At 46.8% G+C, this 14,849-nt stretch carries 16 protein-coding genes and 1 other annotated feature (1 of these 17 running past the window's edge); of the genes, 1 reads left to right on the top strand and 15 read right to left on the bottom strand.

Features of this window, described 5'->3' with window-relative positions; genetic code table 11:
* Positions 1–27 (bottom strand) — a binding site (T-box leader); it reaches 266 nt to the left of the window's first position.
* Between the two features lie 182 nt (positions 28–209).
* The gene (locus MKZ12_RS11755; RefSeq protein WP_253433942.1) at positions 210–545 is read right to left on the bottom strand and encodes a four-helix bundle copper-binding protein; all 336 of its coding nucleotides are present in this window, start codon (positions 543–545) and stop codon (positions 210–212) included.
* A gap of 73 nt (positions 546–618) precedes the next feature.
* Complete coding sequence (locus MKZ12_RS11750) at positions 619–1,716, bottom strand: GTP-binding protein (protein ID WP_339260490.1); 1,098 nt, start codon at positions 1,714–1,716, stop codon at positions 619–621.
* Positions 1,717–1,887: 171 nt separating this feature from the next.
* Between MKZ12_RS11750 and MKZ12_RS11745 the strand changes: the two genes are divergently transcribed.
* Positions 1,888–2,406 (top strand): molybdenum cofactor biosynthesis protein B, encoded by a 519-nt coding sequence (locus MKZ12_RS11745; RefSeq protein WP_339241689.1) that lies wholly within the window; start codon positions 1,888–1,890, stop codon positions 2,404–2,406.
* 67 nt (positions 2,407–2,473) lie between these two features.
* On the opposite strand, the gene MKZ12_RS11740 is transcribed toward MKZ12_RS11745, so the two are convergent.
* The 13 genes from MKZ12_RS11740 to MKZ12_RS11680 form a co-directional block, all read right to left on the bottom strand.
* A complete protein-coding gene (locus MKZ12_RS11740; protein WP_339260487.1) occupies positions 2,474–3,028 on the bottom strand; it encodes a hypothetical protein in 555 nt (184 codons plus the stop codon).
* A 74-nt stretch (positions 3,029–3,102) separates the two neighbouring features.
* Positions 3,103–4,122 carry an oxidoreductase gene (locus MKZ12_RS11735; protein WP_339260486.1) on the bottom strand — a complete coding sequence of 340 codons (1,020 nt, stop codon included), beginning with the start codon at positions 4,120–4,122 and terminating at the stop codon, positions 3,103–3,105.
* Between the two features lie 80 nt (positions 4,123–4,202).
* Positions 4,203–4,856 (bottom strand): hypothetical protein, encoded by a 654-nt coding sequence (locus tag MKZ12_RS11730; RefSeq protein ID WP_339260484.1) that lies wholly within the window; start codon positions 4,854–4,856, stop codon positions 4,203–4,205.
* Between the two features lie 385 nt (positions 4,857–5,241).
* Positions 5,242–6,696, bottom strand: coding sequence for a nicotinate phosphoribosyltransferase (locus tag MKZ12_RS11725; RefSeq protein ID WP_091017227.1), 1,455 nt, complete (start codon positions 6,694–6,696; stop codon positions 5,242–5,244).
* A gap of 193 nt (positions 6,697–6,889) precedes the next feature.
* Positions 6,890–7,447 carry an isochorismatase family cysteine hydrolase gene (locus tag MKZ12_RS11720; protein WP_339260482.1) on the bottom strand — a complete coding sequence of 186 codons (558 nt, stop codon included), beginning with the start codon at positions 7,445–7,447 and terminating at the stop codon, positions 6,890–6,892.
* Between the two features lie 67 nt (positions 7,448–7,514).
* The gene (locus tag MKZ12_RS11715) at positions 7,515–8,318 is read right to left on the bottom strand and encodes an NUDIX domain-containing protein (RefSeq protein ID WP_339241682.1); all 804 of its coding nucleotides are present in this window, start codon (positions 8,316–8,318) and stop codon (positions 7,515–7,517) included.
* Between the two features lie 78 nt (positions 8,319–8,396).
* Entirely contained in the window at positions 8,397–8,801 is a 405-nt protein-coding gene (locus tag MKZ12_RS11710) for a PaaI family thioesterase (protein ID WP_339241680.1), read from the bottom strand.
* 325 nt (positions 8,802–9,126) lie between these two features.
* Positions 9,127–9,576 carry a YlbF family regulator gene (locus MKZ12_RS11705; protein ID WP_036609251.1) on the bottom strand — a complete coding sequence of 150 codons (450 nt, stop codon included), beginning with the start codon at positions 9,574–9,576 and terminating at the stop codon, positions 9,127–9,129.
* Between the two features lie 306 nt (positions 9,577–9,882).
* On the bottom strand, positions 9,883–11,439 hold the full coding sequence (gene miaB / locus MKZ12_RS11700; RefSeq protein WP_339260480.1) for a tRNA (N6-isopentenyl adenosine(37)-C2)-methylthiotransferase MiaB: 1,557 nt from the start codon (positions 11,437–11,439) through the stop codon (positions 9,883–9,885).
* 312 nt (positions 11,440–11,751) lie between these two features.
* On the bottom strand, positions 11,752–12,324 hold the full coding sequence (locus MKZ12_RS11695; protein WP_017689107.1) for a phosphate propanoyltransferase: 573 nt from the start codon (positions 12,322–12,324) through the stop codon (positions 11,752–11,754).
* Positions 12,325–12,523: 199 nt separating this feature from the next.
* Positions 12,524–13,507 carry a dipeptidase gene (locus tag MKZ12_RS11690; protein ID WP_339260478.1) on the bottom strand — a complete coding sequence of 328 codons (984 nt, stop codon included), beginning with the start codon at positions 13,505–13,507 and terminating at the stop codon, positions 12,524–12,526.
* 91 nt (positions 13,508–13,598) lie between these two features.
* Positions 13,599–13,859: a stage V sporulation protein S gene (locus tag MKZ12_RS11685; RefSeq protein ID WP_007430104.1), complete on the bottom strand. Its 261-nt coding sequence runs from the start codon at positions 13,857–13,859 to the stop codon at positions 13,599–13,601.
* Between the two features lie 117 nt (positions 13,860–13,976).
* Positions 13,977–14,771 (bottom strand): TIGR00282 family metallophosphoesterase, encoded by a 795-nt coding sequence (locus MKZ12_RS11680; RefSeq protein ID WP_145146946.1) that lies wholly within the window; start codon positions 14,769–14,771, stop codon positions 13,977–13,979.
* Between the last annotated feature and the right edge of the window lie 78 nt (positions 14,772–14,849).

Below are 14,849 nucleotides of genomic sequence, written 5' to 3'. Positions count from 1 at the left end.
GGCTACTCTCCCGATCATTGATATTCTTCGTTTCAATTCATTCCCATCATTATACATACCACGTTTAGACTTGGCAACCTGCATTAAAAATCCCCTACAGAAAGGCAATACACATAGGCGCATCGTCTCAGATGCCTGTGTTTCACTACCTTCCCTTAGGGGACCAAGGTCATTATCAGTTTTTATTATATGTTCCAGTGAAATAGTAATTATGCTACTGCTGCCATCAACCGGCAAGCTTCTGCACATCTGCGGCAAGCCTCTGCACATGCTTGGCAGTGATCGTGGTTGTGTTTGCCACACTCTGCGGCGCAAGCTTCACAAGCTTTCACACACAATTCGCATATTTCAGCAATGAAATCACTTCCACGTGTCATCGCTTGTGCAGCAAAACTACAGATCTCCGCACATTCCCGATTCAAACGGATACAATCACGCAGCATCGCCAGATCATATTCTTTCAGACTCGATATGTAACATACGTTGCAAGCATTCATGCACTCCAGGCAAGCATCGATACATTGTTGATATTGTTGTTGTGTCATTTAAAGTTACCTCCCAGGCAAAGTTTGCTATGCTTCTTAATACCCAGTTGGGAGGAATATTGAATCATCCAACTTACTTTATCGCTTCCAATTCCAGTAATTGGTCACGAATGACAGTTTGGTCAAAATGTTCACCTATAAACACAGCAACATTAGGGACATTTCCCTGAGGTGTGATCTTCATGTAGTCCGATTCACGGTAGGCATACTGGAACCAAAAGCGGCTCGCCGTGTCACTAAATGATAAAATACCTTTTGCTCGATACACATCACGTGGCAATGCGGATACAAATTGTTCAAACGCCTCGCTGTTCACCGGTTGACTGAAATAATGCGTATAAACCATGACATGTTCGTGTGAGGCATGAGGAGCGGAATGCTCGTGACTGTGGTCATGAACATGGCTATAGGATGCGTCATTATTCGTAGCATCGCCTTGAACCGACTGATGTCCATGATTGCATCCATGTGTACCACAGGTTTCCGTATGCTCATGGTGAGCCGGCTTATCTGCTTCAGAAGCTGAATCATGCACATGCACGTCTGCCCCACTGCGAAGCAACAGATCCATCTCCACCTCACATTTGACTGTAGGGATTACAGGTGCGAAGCCATTCCATTTTGCCAAAAGCTGTTCCAGGTCCTTCAGCTCCTGCGCACTCACCCGATCCGTTTTGTTCAAAAGAAGCACAGACGCGCAGCGAATCTGCTCCTGCATCAGTTTAAAGGTCTGCCCCTTCTGCTCCTGATACAGACCAGATAGATGTGCTGCATCCACAACCGTGATGAGACTTTTCAGTTCCAGTCGCATGTAGAGTGAGGTCTCCGTTACCGCATCCAGAATCTCCATTGGATTCGCCGCACCGGTTGCTTCAATAACGATCACATCAGGTGATTCCTCCTGAACGAGATCAGCAAGTTGCAATCCCAAGTCACCACGTACTGTACAACAGATGCATCCACCTAACATCTCTGTCATGGGAACGGCGGAATCCACAATCTGACCATCCAGATTGACTTCGCCTAACTCATTCATAACCACTGCGGGACGCAAACCCTGCTGTTGCCAATGTTCGATCAACTGAACAAGCAGTGTTGTTTTGCCACTCCCCAAAAAACCTGACAGTATATATACAGGTATGGATTGTTCTTTTAAAATTGTTTCATTCATGCGTATACACCTCTCTGATTGTCCTTCATGTAACCTGATCTATTTGTATCTAGCGAGTGTACACCATCCCGCATTCGTTATGCAATCATGTTCAATTCTTCCCCAGTACATTGCCTGATGCTAACGGATGGTCTATGCTATGAGGACATGTTGATTGAAGGAGGAAGTTTCATGACTAGTTCAGTGGAACAACATCGCCAGGAAGCTCCGACCACGGTATCGTGCATGATTGTTACAGTGTCAGACACGCGCACCAAAGACACGGACACCAGTGGCCAGCTCATGCATCAGCTTCTGAATGAAGCAGGGTATCAGATTGTTGAATACATCATTACACCAGACGAAACGGAGAACATTCGAAGCATCCTGCAGGATGCAGCTGTTCGTGATGATATTGAAGCCGTGCTGCTTAGCGGCGGAACAGGAATTGCTCCCCGAGATACGACATACGAAGCGGTATCCTCATTGCTCGACAAGGAACTTCCAGGTTTCGGTGAGATCTTCCGATTTCTCAGTTACACCGAAGATATCGGTTCAGCTGCCATCCTGAGCAGAGCCGTCGCTGGTACGATTGGACGCACTGCGGTATTCTCCATGCCAGGTTCCAGAGGTGCCGTCAAATTGGCCATGGAAAAACTCATTTTGCCTGAACTGCGGCATGTCATGCGTGAAATATATAAACCCGTCTGAAAGATCAGACGGGTTTTCGGGTTTATTTTCAGCTGTAAGTTATAGTACGACGGGTATCTCACTCTACTTACCTTAGTTGCCCCAGCACATGTTGGAACACCTGCATGACATCCTGTTCATACTTGTCCTTTTCCCCACCCGAAGCTGTATACACGAGTGAGACGTATCCTTTGCTGCGAATCGTTGTCCGGCCAAGCGCATTCTCCAAGACAGCCTCATCAGCATTCTCACTATACATTTGTTTCATGCCGGCAGCACGGGTTGCTGCATCACTGAAAATGTGGACTTTCACGATATGTCTACTACTTCCATTCAACAAGTACATATAAGAGATCCCACCATGGCCATCATCTTCAAACATATTATTCATCAGCTGAATGCTTTTTGCTTCAAAACTCTTACTGATCTCACTTACCAATTCACCGTTTAATCCGTGTCCTTGACTCTGTGCCCGCACATTCCCTTCATCTGTCGCTTCACGGGTGTAGACCTTCCGCTCCTGCTCAATGGATGATGCCGAACATGCCACCAGGGTCCAGACACTTGTGATCAACACACCACTTACAAGTATCGACTTCATTGTTCTTCGAACCAGACTTCGTCTTTTTCTATCAAAACACATGCCAATCCTTCCTTTCCAGCCACATGTACTGTGACCCAATCAGGTAGAATTAGCATGTCTTAGGACTTGGAAACTTATGCGGATGGCAGATCTGATATTGTATTGACCACAGTCCGACCTACTGCACCACCTTGGAGTATCGTCTCAAGTGTATGCGGCAACTGGTCTAAAGAAATTTCGCAGATTCCCAGTTCCAGCGCACGCTCCGGTTTCCATTCCCCGCCGAGCAGTTCCCACAGCCGTTCCCGACGTTCCATCGGACAATATACAGAGTCTATACCAATAAGCTGGATACCACGCAATATAAACGGAAGTACCGTGGACTCAAAAGCTGTGCCTCCCGTTAACCCGGAGACCGCTGCCGCTCCTCCGTATTGAATCTGTTTTAATCGCTCCGCGAGTGCAGGTCCTCCTGTTGGATCAACAACTCCCGCCCATAGCTGTTTCCCCATGGCTCCTTTAGCTGGAGCATCAGCTTCTTCACGAGTAATAACCTCCGAAGCTCCCAAGTTCCGGAGCAATGACTCCTCCTGATCCTTCTTGCCTGTGCTGGCTGTTACTTGGAAGCCAAGTTTCGCCAGAATCGCCACGGCCATACTTCCAACGCCCCCCGTTGCACCCGTAACCAGAATCTTGCCCATCGCCGGGGTTACTCCAGCCTGTAACAGCGCATCTACCGAAAGTGCAGCCGTAAATCCTGCGGTTCCAATCGCCATGGCTTCTTTCTCACTGAGACCCGGTGGAAGAGGCACCAGCCATTCACTGCGCAGACGAGCATACTCGCTGTACCCTCCGTAATGAGATACGCCAGGTTCGAATCCTGTACTGATTACCCGATCTCCTGGTGCAAAACGTCCACTCACGGACTCTTCTACCGTTCCGGCCAGATCGATTCCCGGTACCATCGGGTATTCACGAACGACGCCACCCTTCTCAAGAGTCGCAAGTCCGTCTTTATAATTGACACTGGAATATTGCACCTGTACCGTTACATCTCCATTCGGAAGATCTTCCTTCTTCAGTTGCTCTATACCCGCTTTCACTCCGCCCTGCTCTTCTTTACGAACAACATATGCGTTAAAATGGTTTTTCATCGATAGCCACTCCTTTTTCGGATTTTATATATTTTTCCATTAAGCACATGAATTGTTCGCATTCAGGCTTAACGTAATCATCAAGCTCTATCTCTCCTGAGCGTCAACAGATAAATTAGCGGACCCACAATAGGGATGATGCCTGCCGCGGCCCAAGCTGGTGAACGTCGACTACCTTTGGCGTCCCTGTATATTGCAATTACGGAAAGCAAGGTCAACAGTACAAAATCAATCGTCATAATATGTACAAAGGATGATTGCTTGAACGCCTCCACATATACATCCGGATGACCTTGCGTCAAGGCGTAGAATGCGGTCCCCAGCGTCAACAGCAGAAGGACTACATGCGTCAACTTGTGAGCTGCCACTCTTCCAATTCCCGACTCCCGCTGACGACCAAAATGCAAGCTTGTATAACCCGAAGCTCTATTTGCGGATGATGACCACACATAGTAGGGAAGCAGGGCAAAAGCGCCTAGCCCAAAAGAAAGCAGAACAAAAGGCCAAGCCGGTACACGGCCACTTCGTTCTTTCACCGATGTTCTTAACAGCATACAGGCATAAACTGCCGGGAAAATACCTAACCACGAAAACACAGTAAGCAACCAAGGCTCTTTGCTTTGCATGGTGATCAGTTCTTTGAATATTGGATCACTTCCAGGTGACTGCCCCGGTGCCAACATCAATGCATAGGCAATAAAAGCGATCCAGACCAGTCCTAATATCCATCTCATGTCTGCACCTCCTCTTACTTTCATCCCCTACAGCTGCGGGATTGAATCAATAGATGCAGAATTTGGCGTCTCCTGCGCTTTCCCGAGAAATAATTACTGCGTTCTCCAGAATAACTTATTGAATTGCGCATGACCATTTCCAGTATAGCCTGCTACCTTGGCAGTCTGTCCATGAGATTTCTTACATACGGGTCCGAGTTAATCGGATCATATAAAAAACGTCTATCGACATACTTTCTGAAGACAGACCGCGTTTAGCCGAAATTTTGCTTGCGATCATCGAATCGTTCAAGCTTCGCTAAACATGTATACATTCCATGACCATCAAAAAGGCATAGCCAGTATTCTTACCTGGTTATGCCTCATTGTCATTCTTAAGTTTAGATCATTCCTCTGTGGATTTCACATGTTCCGCAATAAGCTTCTGCTTCATATTCCATGCCGCAGGGCTAATGTTTACACGGTAGATCTCCGGGTTGAGCTTCCGTTGATATTCAGGCCAGAACAGATTCATCTGTTCCCGGTGATACGCCCGAATCTCATCCAGATTAGGCAGCTCATACACTTTGCGTCCGTTCACAAAGATCGGCTCCAGCATATTGACCGCTTCGTAGCGGGTAACGGTTTTTTTCAGGTAAGGGTGTAGCGGGTTGAACAGCTTGAGCGGTCCGCCTTGGAGCGGCTGCTCTTCATCTGGATAGCAGATATAATCCGCAATCGCTTTGCCATGTTTCGGATCAATGATCCGGAACACTTCCTTTTTACCTGGAGTGGACACCTTTTCAGGATTGGCAGAAATTTTGATCGTAGGCAACATGGCACCGTCCACTTCACGTTCTACCAATTTGTACACTCCACCCAAAGATGGCTGGTCAGAAGCGGTAATCAACTGTGTCCCGACACCCCATGTATCAATCCGTGCTCCTTGTGCCTTCAGGTTGAAAATCGTGTTTTCATCCAAATCATTGGATGCTACAATTTTCACATAATCCAGGCCAGCCTCATCCAGCATCTGACGTGCCTGAATGGACAAGTACGCAAGGTCACCGCTGTCCAGACGAATCGCATTCATCTTTTTGCCTTGGCTCTCTAGCTTCTTGGCTGTCTTGATGGCGTGAGGTACTCCACTGTTCAATGTGTCAAAGGTATCAACCAATAACGTAACCTGATCAGGCAAGACCTTGGCATACACGTCAAACGCCTCCTGTTCACTCATAAAGCTCTGTACCCAGGAATGGGCGTGTGTACCTGCTGTTGGGATTCCGAAGCGCTCTCCGGCCAGCATGTTGGAGGTTGCATGGAAGCCTGCTACATACGAAGCACGTGCGCCCCAGATGGCCGCATCCGCTTCCTGTGCACGCCGTGTACCGAATTCGAGCAACGTATCCTGTTGGGCTACCTGTTTGATCCGCGAAGCCTTGGTTGCAATCAACGTCTGATAATTCATGAAGTTAAGTATTGCCGTCTCCACCAATTGTGTCTCCATAATGGAGCCTTCTACCCGAATGAGCGGTTCGTCAGGGAAAACAATTGCTCCCTCCTTCATGGAATGAATCGTGCCCTGAAATGAAAACTGGAGCAACTCTTCCAGAAAGACTGGATCGTAATTTTCCTCTTGTTTGGATAAAAATTTGATGTCGTCCATTGTAAACCGAAGCTGGCTGATGTAGTTCACAATCCGTTCCAATCCGGCAAATACCGCATATCCGTTGCCAAAAGGAAGCTTACGGAAATAGGCTTCAAATACCGCCTTCCGCTTGTGAGTACCATTCACCCAATGGGCGTACATCATATTGATCTGATATTTATCCGTATGTAAAGCCAGGCTAGTTGTCTGCATTTGTCTCATCCTCTCTGACTTCCGCTCGTGCCCCCAGATTTCAATTGAGGACACGGGTTAACATATGGAGACTCATTCTTCATGATTCTGTTCATCCGCATTAAACAAACAAGTCTCCCGTAAAACTCTATACACCATTCACCACATTCATCCGGTTCTTAACAGGCAGAACCAAACAGAATTATCGATTAAATTACGCAAGGACTGTCTCACTCGCCTTAACCACCGAAGCACCCAGGCTGGAACGAAAATGTCCTAGCGCCCATTCATGTCCTGCCGGATTAAAGCTGGCAACAGCATCTTCATACACCGTAATATGAAATCCTTTACTGTAAGCGTCCACTGCGGTATGCAATATGCAAATATCCGTGCATACCCCTATGAGTGCAATATCCGTAATTCCACGTGCACGCAGTCTGAGTTCCAGATCGGTTCCACAGAATGCACTATATCTCGTCTTATCCATCCACCGAATATCGTTTTTCCGTACTTCCATCACTTGGGCAAGACGTCCATATAACTGTCTCCCCGCTGTATCTCTGATGTTGTGAGGTGGGAAAAGTACCGTCTCCGGGTGATACGGATCATTTTCTTCGTGCAGGTCCACGGCCATGATTACCTCATGTTTGTTATTACAATAAGCCTCGGTTACAGCTGCAATCGTCTCTTCGATCTCTACCGCCGGCTGCCCTACAGGTAAAGAACCTGTCACAAAATCATTCGTAAAATCAATCACAATCAGTGCTTTCATCGTCAACACTCCCTTAGCCCAGAAATGGTTGATCCTGATTCAATCCAATTGACACATCTGCACCTTTTTACGTGTAGATGGAAAGGCGTGGCACGAGTTCTGTAAAACGATATAGCTGCGCCGGACGTTGCGAGTACTGGTTGGAACTCACCAAGTTCCCCTCTTCATCCCGTACTTCTTCCACAATACCTTTGCGACTGCGGGTAGACGTAATCTTGCGAATGAAGTTTGGTTCTTCAAAATCCGGTACTACACTTTGAATAACCTGATATAATTCACTTAATGTAAAATCACGTGGCAGGAACTGACGAGCAATCGTCGTCTCCAGCATCTGTTGTTGAATGCGTCGATATGCATCTTCAATGATTGTTCTGTGATCAAAGGCGAGTTCCAATTCTTGCAACGCCTCCTGAATCGTGAACAATCCAACGTCCTCAGCATCATCTGCTGCTTGACGTTGATCCAGCATCCATTCCTCCACAAGCGCGAAAAATGCGTGAGATATAATCCAGCCCCTCGGGTCACGACCCGGCTGACTGTATACATTCAAGTACTCCAGATGTCCACCGTCTACACCTGTCTCTTCCATCAACTCACGTTTTGCTGCACCGTAGATGGATTCATTCTCCTGACAAAAACCACCGGGTAATGCCCATCTACCTGCAAAAGGCCAGCCTTTGCGCTTAATCAGCATCACTTTCAATTCCCGAATGGGAAGTGTCTTGGTCACCGTCTTGCGCTCCCGCTTGGTCAAGGTGAACATAACGATATCCGCAGGAACTCCATCGGGGGTACGATATTTCTTGGAACTATAGGCACGTGCTGCTTGTTCGTCGCTCTCTGAATTGAAGTGTTCGTAGTTTTCGTTCATGGGCACCACCGATTATTTTCATTTTGATAATTTCATTATGACATAATAATATCTTTTGTCAACAGCGGGATTCATACTTTACGTTCTCGGACGTGCTATACGGAAAGTAGCCGTAGCCATGCATCCCAAGGTGCCTGATGCATCACGAACCTCTGATTGAGTCGTAACACTGCGTCCAGCCTGATGTAACACTGTAGCCGTCACCGTTAATTCCCCTTGTTTCATGGGTGCGAGAAAATGTACATTCAGATTGGTTGTCACACAGCCATCTACTTCCATTGCTGCTGTTGCAACCATCCCCATCGCCTGATCCATCAGTGAAGTTAATACACCCCCATGAATAATCCCCATGGAGTTGGTATGATGTTCCCCTGCTGTCAACGCGATCTGTACTTCTTTGCCATCTCCTTTAATATATCGACATCCGAGAAATCCCCAGAATCGTTCGGCCCCGTCTTCTACCATTTTGTCCAAAATGCTCATTATTCATTTCTCCTTTTTCACTGTACGTATCATGCTCTCTTGATGTCATGTGCCTTTAACATTAAAAAATCAGCGCGCCACACAAAATAACCCCACAACGTGGAGCTTTGCTTGGAATGATATTCCGAGTACTTGGCGACAGCCACTCCACGTTAAGAGTTATGCAATGTAAGAAAAGCTTCTGATTGAAGCCTTATCGATGATGCCACATTCGTGGTTTGGCAGTTGCTTTTCTTGCGATTATCGAATCCTTCAGCTCCGCTGAAAACTTATAATTCTATAATCGTCAAAAAAGGCGCGGACAGCGTCCGCACCCTTCCGTCATTTAACCGCAACTTGTCGGAGGTGAATCCGTTCCAGCCTCCACGTTTACTTTTTCGGAAACCGTATCCCGGATTACAGAGATCACTAACTGAAGCAAGTAGTTGATGTCGCTCTGGCTCTGCTGGAATTCCGTAACCAATGGAATACTGTCCAGTTCGCTTTGCAGATCTTCAATTTCCTGTTCAATTTTGCTGACCATCTCCACATTTTTGAAGCTCTCAAAAGCAACGATCTCTTTTTGTTTCTTCTTGATCGTTGCGATCAACTGCTGGATGCGCTCATGATCACGAATTTTGGTTTCAGCCTGTTGGAACTGTCTAACTTCCTCACTCGTTCCGAGCATATCAGCCAATTCTTTGGCTTTTCCCATAATGTCGTCGCGTATGACCAGATTGCGCGTATCGTAGGTAGGCATTCCGTAATGGTTGTACTGCACTTCTTCCTGCGCCACTGAAATCGCTCCATTCTATGAGATGATATAAGATGAGAACCTGGGCTCAAATGAGTTCAAACGTCTGCTCCATGACCGCTACGAGTACGGATCGTTCTTTTGATCGCTGTTGTCTCCGGTTTTTTCTAATTACACTTTTTCAAGGTTAAAATCCGGAGACAAAGGCGTAGCATATGCTTCCGATGTGGCTTTCTTCAGAAAGCCTTTAGCTTCACTTCTACAGACCGATTCCGACCCCTCCGCTACTTGGGCGAATGTCCGAACCTGATATTGAACCCCAAAGTTCTCATCTTATTGGTGTGTGTATTACTGATTGGCAGCTACCGGCTCAGAGAGCAGGTTGCCCCGAATATAAAAAGTCATCGGATCGGTGATTTCCACTTGTACGAAAGTACCGATCAACTCTTTGGGTCCTTCAAAATGCACCAGCTTGTTGCTGCGCGTACGTCCTGCCAGAACTTCGGAATTCCGCTTGCTCTCACCTTCAACGAGCACTTCAACGATTTTGCCACGTTGTTCTTCATTGCTTCGATGGCTATATACGTTGATCGTTTCGTTCAAGCGCTTCAAACGTTCCTTCTTCACTTCCATCGGTACGTTGTCTTCCATCACCGCAGCCGGTGTACCTTCCCGTGGGGAATAAATAAAGGTATAGGCAAAATCATACCCTACTTCACGGACAAGGGAAAGTGTATCTTCAAACTGTTCTTCCGTTTCCCCCGGAAAACCAACAATAATATCCGTTGTCAACACAACATTCGGGATGGCTTTCTTAATTTTGTCAGCCAGTTTCAGATAGTGTTCCCGGCTATACTTGCGGCTCATGCGTTTAAGTACTTCCGAACTGCCAGATTGCACTGGTAGATGAATGTGCTCTACGAGATTTCCGCCCTTGGCCAGCACTTCAATTAAATGGTCATCGAAGTCACGTGGGTGACTGGTTGTAAACCGCACTCGCGGAATATCAATTTGACGAATGGCATCCATCAAGTCCCCAAAGCTGTACTTCAGGTCGGTGAAGTCCTTGCCGTACGCATTCACATTTTGACCAAGTAGAGTGATCTCCTTAAAGCCTTGTCGTGCCAAATCCCTAACTTCGGCAATGACATCTTCAGGACGACGGCTGCGTTCTTTGCCCCTCGTAAACGGAACGATGCAATATGTACAGAACTTGTCGCAACCATACATAATGTTCACCCAGCCGCGCATACCCTCACGTTTCTTCGGCAGGTTCTCAATAATGTCGCCTTCCTTGGACCACACCTCAACAACCATTTCTTTGCTGAACAGCGCTTCCTGGATTAGATGTGGCAGTCGATGCACATTATGTGTACCAAAGATCATATCCACAAAGCCATGCTTCTGCATGATTCGGTTGACGACGCCTTCTTCTTGGGACATACACCCGCATACGCCAAGTAACAATCCCGGACGTTCAAGTTTTAGCGTTTTCAGGTGACCAAGCTCACCAAATACTTTATCTTCCGCATTTTCTCGTATGGCACATGTATTGAGCAGGATAATATCAGCTTCTTTGCGATCCTCTGTAGCCTGATATCCCATTGATTCAAGAAGTCCTTTGATGGTCTCTGAGTCATGCTCGTTCATCTGACATCCATACGTATATACAATATAGTGTTTGCCTTTCCCTATGTTTTTCAGTTCTTCGGGAACGGCATTTTCGTATAACACCTGGACGTCTTCCTTGCCCCGCTGTTTCTCCTGACGATGATTAGGTTCCGATTTGATGTTAATCTCACGACCCCGGATTCTTATCTTTTTGCTGAATTCATCTTGCGAAATTACTTTGGCATCGGAGAAATCAAAATATTGGGAGTAATCCTTTTTTGAGTCTTTAGCCATTTCCTTCGGTCACTCCTTACAGCCTCAATTAATAAAAAATCGTTCATTCATCCCTGTTCCACGTGAATTTCTTGCCGGGAACATTAAAAGAGCATTACAGCAAATTATAGCATGAATTGGGCTGTAGTTCCACATGCAAACCGCACGTCCCTTCGCATAATCCGAGACATGCCATGCTCTAATGAACACTTAGAAAACAGAAAAACCTGAGCTTTGCCAACAAGGCTGGAATTAACCGGCCCTTAATGGCTGTGCTCAGGTTTATACGTTATTCAGACTGCCCTAATAGGCTGCTGAAGCTATTCCATGGTATTAATCGATGATTTCAGCAGTGTCGCCATTACGAGCGCCAGCAGCGTTAGCCTCATCCGTATCAATATGCATGTCCAGTGCGAAAGAATCAGATACACGAGCCAGTACATTTTCCAGTACCAGACCGCGATCTCCGCCGAGGCGAACTTTCAGCATTTGTTTGTCCTCGATACCCCATTTAGCAGCATCCGAAGTATGGAAGTGAATGTGACGAGCAGCTACGATGACACCTTTATCGATCGTTACTTCGCCAGCAGGACCTTTAATCGTGATTCCTGGTGTACCTTCAATGCTTCCAGATTCACGAACTGGTGCTTTAACACCAATCGCAAATGAATCTGTCATGGAGATCTCCAGTTGCGTTTCAGGGCGAACAGGTCCAAGGATACGCACTTTATCAAACTGTCCTTTCGAACCAATGACCGCTACAGTTTCGTTAGCAGCGTATTGGCCAGGCTGGGACAGAGGTTTAAATTCAGTCAGTTCATAACCTTTGCCAAACAAAATTTCAACGTGCTCTTGGGATACATGAATGTGACGGGCAGATACGCCCACAGGTACTGTTTTACTCATTGTAAATTTCACTCCTTGTTTATCTATGGCCTGAACTCAGGCTCTTAACAATCCAATGGTATTATACCCCTTTTTGGAGTGAAATGAAAACGAACTGGTGAAAATTCATGAAATACACTTATTTCACCATCATTCCCCTCCTTTATTTGGAAAACAAGCTTTATTCAACCCATTCTGTCCCACAGAACACTTTACTATTTCACGGAAGCCCCTTTATTTTAGGATTTCCCTCTGGCAAGTGTTCCCTCAGATAACTCATCGCATTCCCCCACAACCAGCCGCGCACTAAATGTTCATCATAATGTTTGAGCAGGAGTTCCGTCAGTCTTGGATAATGCCCCGAGTGTTCAAGTCTCTGAATATACGTTGAGATTCCGTCAAAATCAGACCCCATCATCAGATGGTTCTGTCCGCCCTGAGAACAGATCTGCTCGATATGAGGCAGCAAGTCTTCGATAAGCACTTCCCCCTCCTGTTTAACAAACCAGGGTACAAACGTCAGTCCGATCCGCCCTTCGCGGGCAATGATGGCCTGGATCTGATCATCTTTCAGATTGCGCACATGGGGGCATACGCTATAGCTGTTGGAGTGGGAGGCGATAAAAGGACGCTTACTCAAGTCAGCTAGTTCCCAGAACCCTTTCTCCGTCAGATGCGACACATCCAACAGCATTCCGATTTCATTACACTGGCGCACCAGTTCTTTCCCTTTCTCGGTCAGACCCGCCCCCCGCTTCTCCATGACTCCGTCAGCCGCCCAATTGGCATAATTCCACGTTAGTCCAATGATTCGAACGCCCATCTGATAACATAACTCCAGATAGAACAGGTTGCCCTCCAGACCATCCACACCCTCCAGTGTGATTAATCCCCACGGACCCTCTGTTTGCTCCACCTGAGCCACCTGCTCACGCCATAACAACGTCTGTGTGCCGCTAGGCCGCCCCTGACTTCTCTCTACACGACTACGATAAATCTCCAACTGCCCCATCACATGTTCAAACTTGCCTCTGCCAAGTACTTCGGGTAAATAGATGGCGAACGCCTGCAACCCTACCTTCCCTTCTTTCATGCGTTGCAAATTCACATCCAGTTCTGGAGCATCTTCAAAAGAAAGAGCAGGCTGCATCAAAATTTTGCTCAGTGCATCACAGTGAAAATCAGCTACACGCCAATCAGACATGGACAAACCCTCCTCAATATTTTATTGCGAAGAAAACGCAAAAAAACCTGTCTACATCCATCGTAAACAGGTTCAATGCATACTACATGTATTATCTGGGCTCCACAATCAGCTTAATGGCCGTTCGGTCCTCGCCGTCGATCACAATGTCTGTAAAAGCTGGAATACAAATCAGGTCAACTCCGCTTGGTGCTACAAATCCCCGGGCTATCGCTACCGCTTTAATGGCTTGGTTCAGTGCTCCCGCTCCAATTGCCTGCAGTTCAGCATTTCCACGTTCACGAAGAACCCCTGCAAGAGCGCCGGCTACAGAATTAGGATTGGACTTTGCTGAAACTTTTAATACATCCATGGTAAGTACCTCCCTGGGAATGTTGAAAGTTTGTTTCCACTTACTAGATGTTATTCGCGGGAGGCAAAAAAATTCCTTCTTTTTAGACGGGTTTCCCTGCAAAATGGGACAATACCCCTATTCCATGCGCCACTCGTCCTCCATCAGACGAATTTTTTCGATGCGTGTTGCCGCACCTGTAGCTTCATCAATTTCAACAAACACACCATGGAAATGCCATTTGCCATCATCCACAACGAAACGTACCGGGAGCTGGGTGTAGAACTTGCGCAGCACGGCCTCACGCTCCATGCCCAATATGCCGTCACGCGGCCCTACCATGCCCGCATCCGTCAAGTATGCCGTTCCTCCAGGCAAAATCCGATCATCGTTACTCTGTACATGTGTATGTGTACCTACAACGAGAGACGCACGTCCATCCAGATGCCATCCCATGGCAATTTTCTCTGACGTCGCTTCAGCATGCATATCGACCAGAATACATTTATAGTCCTGACGCAGCTCATCAACAATCTCATCAGCTACACGGAACGGGCAATCCAGAGCAGGCAGGAACGTTCTTCCTTGCAGATTGACAATCGCCAGCTCTTTCCCTTCGCCTTTGACAACCGTGTATCCTCGTCCTGGTGTGCCTGGTGGAAAGTTCGCTGGACGAATCATGCGAGGCTCATCATCTATAAAATCAAAAATATCCTTATTGTCCCAAGTATGATTACCAAGTGTAATACCATGTACACCCCAGTTGAAAAACTCATTTGCAATTGCCCCGGTAATGCCGCGACCTGCTGCCGCATTTTCACCATTCACAATCACCACATGTGGCTTATACTTCGATTTCAGGTACGGTAGATTTTCCTTTAATGCCTTACGTCCCACGTTGCCTACAATGTCACCAATAAACAAAACTTTCACTGATTACTGCCTCCTCAATTCCTGCAAAGTTCTCTTTTTCGAATGTTGAACCTTTGCAGGACTCTATCTCTTGTTCCA

Source organism: Paenibacillus sp. FSL R5-0713, assembly GCF_037973325.1.
Lineage (GTDB): Bacteria > Bacillota > Bacilli > Paenibacillales > Paenibacillaceae > Paenibacillus.
Note: the sequence above shows the minus strand (reverse complement) of the source record. Positions and strands in the feature narration are given on the sequence as shown.

Bases quoted from the DNA above. Each gene is read 5' to 3' on its own strand.
- MKZ12_RS11740 (WP_339260487.1), bottom strand. From the start codon at position 3,028: ATGTGTTTTGATAGAAAAAGACGAAGTCTGGTTCGAAGAACAATGAAG.
- MKZ12_RS11750 (WP_339260490.1), bottom strand. From the start codon at position 1,716: ATGAATGAAACAATTTTAAAAGAACAATCCATACCTGTATATATACTG.
- MKZ12_RS11725 (WP_091017227.1), bottom strand. From the start codon at position 6,696: ATGCAGACAACTAGCCTGGCTTTACATACGGATAAATATCAGATCAAT.
- MKZ12_RS11695 (WP_017689107.1), bottom strand. From the start codon at position 12,324: ATGAGTAAAACAGTACCTGTGGGCGTATCTGCCCGTCACATTCATGTA.
- miaB (WP_339260480.1), bottom strand. From the start codon at position 11,439: ATGGCTAAAGACTCAAAAAAGGATTACTCCCAATATTTTGATTTCTCC.
- MKZ12_RS11715 (WP_339241682.1), bottom strand. From the start codon at position 8,318: ATGAACGAAAACTACGAACACTTCAATTCAGAGAGCGACGAACAAGCA.
- MKZ12_RS11710 (WP_339241680.1), bottom strand. From the start codon at position 8,801: ATGAGCATTTTGGACAAAATGGTAGAAGACGGGGCCGAACGATTCTGG.
- MKZ12_RS11720 (WP_339260482.1), bottom strand. From the start codon at position 7,447: ATGAAAGCACTGATTGTGATTGATTTTACGAATGATTTTGTGACAGGT.
- MKZ12_RS11730 (WP_339260484.1), bottom strand. From the start codon at position 4,856: ATGAGATGGATATTAGGACTGGTCTGGATCGCTTTTATTGCCTATGCA.
- MKZ12_RS11690 (WP_339260478.1), bottom strand. From the start codon at position 13,507: ATGTCTGATTGGCGTGTAGCTGATTTTCACTGTGATGCACTGAGCAAA.
- MKZ12_RS11755 (WP_253433942.1), bottom strand. From the start codon at position 545: ATGACACAACAACAATATCAACAATGTATCGATGCTTGCCTGGAGTGC.
- MKZ12_RS11735 (WP_339260486.1), bottom strand. From the start codon at position 4,122: ATGAAAAACCATTTTAACGCATATGTTGTTCGTAAAGAAGAGCAGGGC.
- MKZ12_RS11745 (WP_339241689.1), top strand. From the start codon at position 1,888: ATGACTAGTTCAGTGGAACAACATCGCCAGGAAGCTCCGACCACGGTA.
- MKZ12_RS11685 (WP_007430104.1), bottom strand. From the start codon at position 13,859: ATGGATGTATTAAAAGTTTCAGCAAAGTCCAATCCTAATTCTGTAGCC.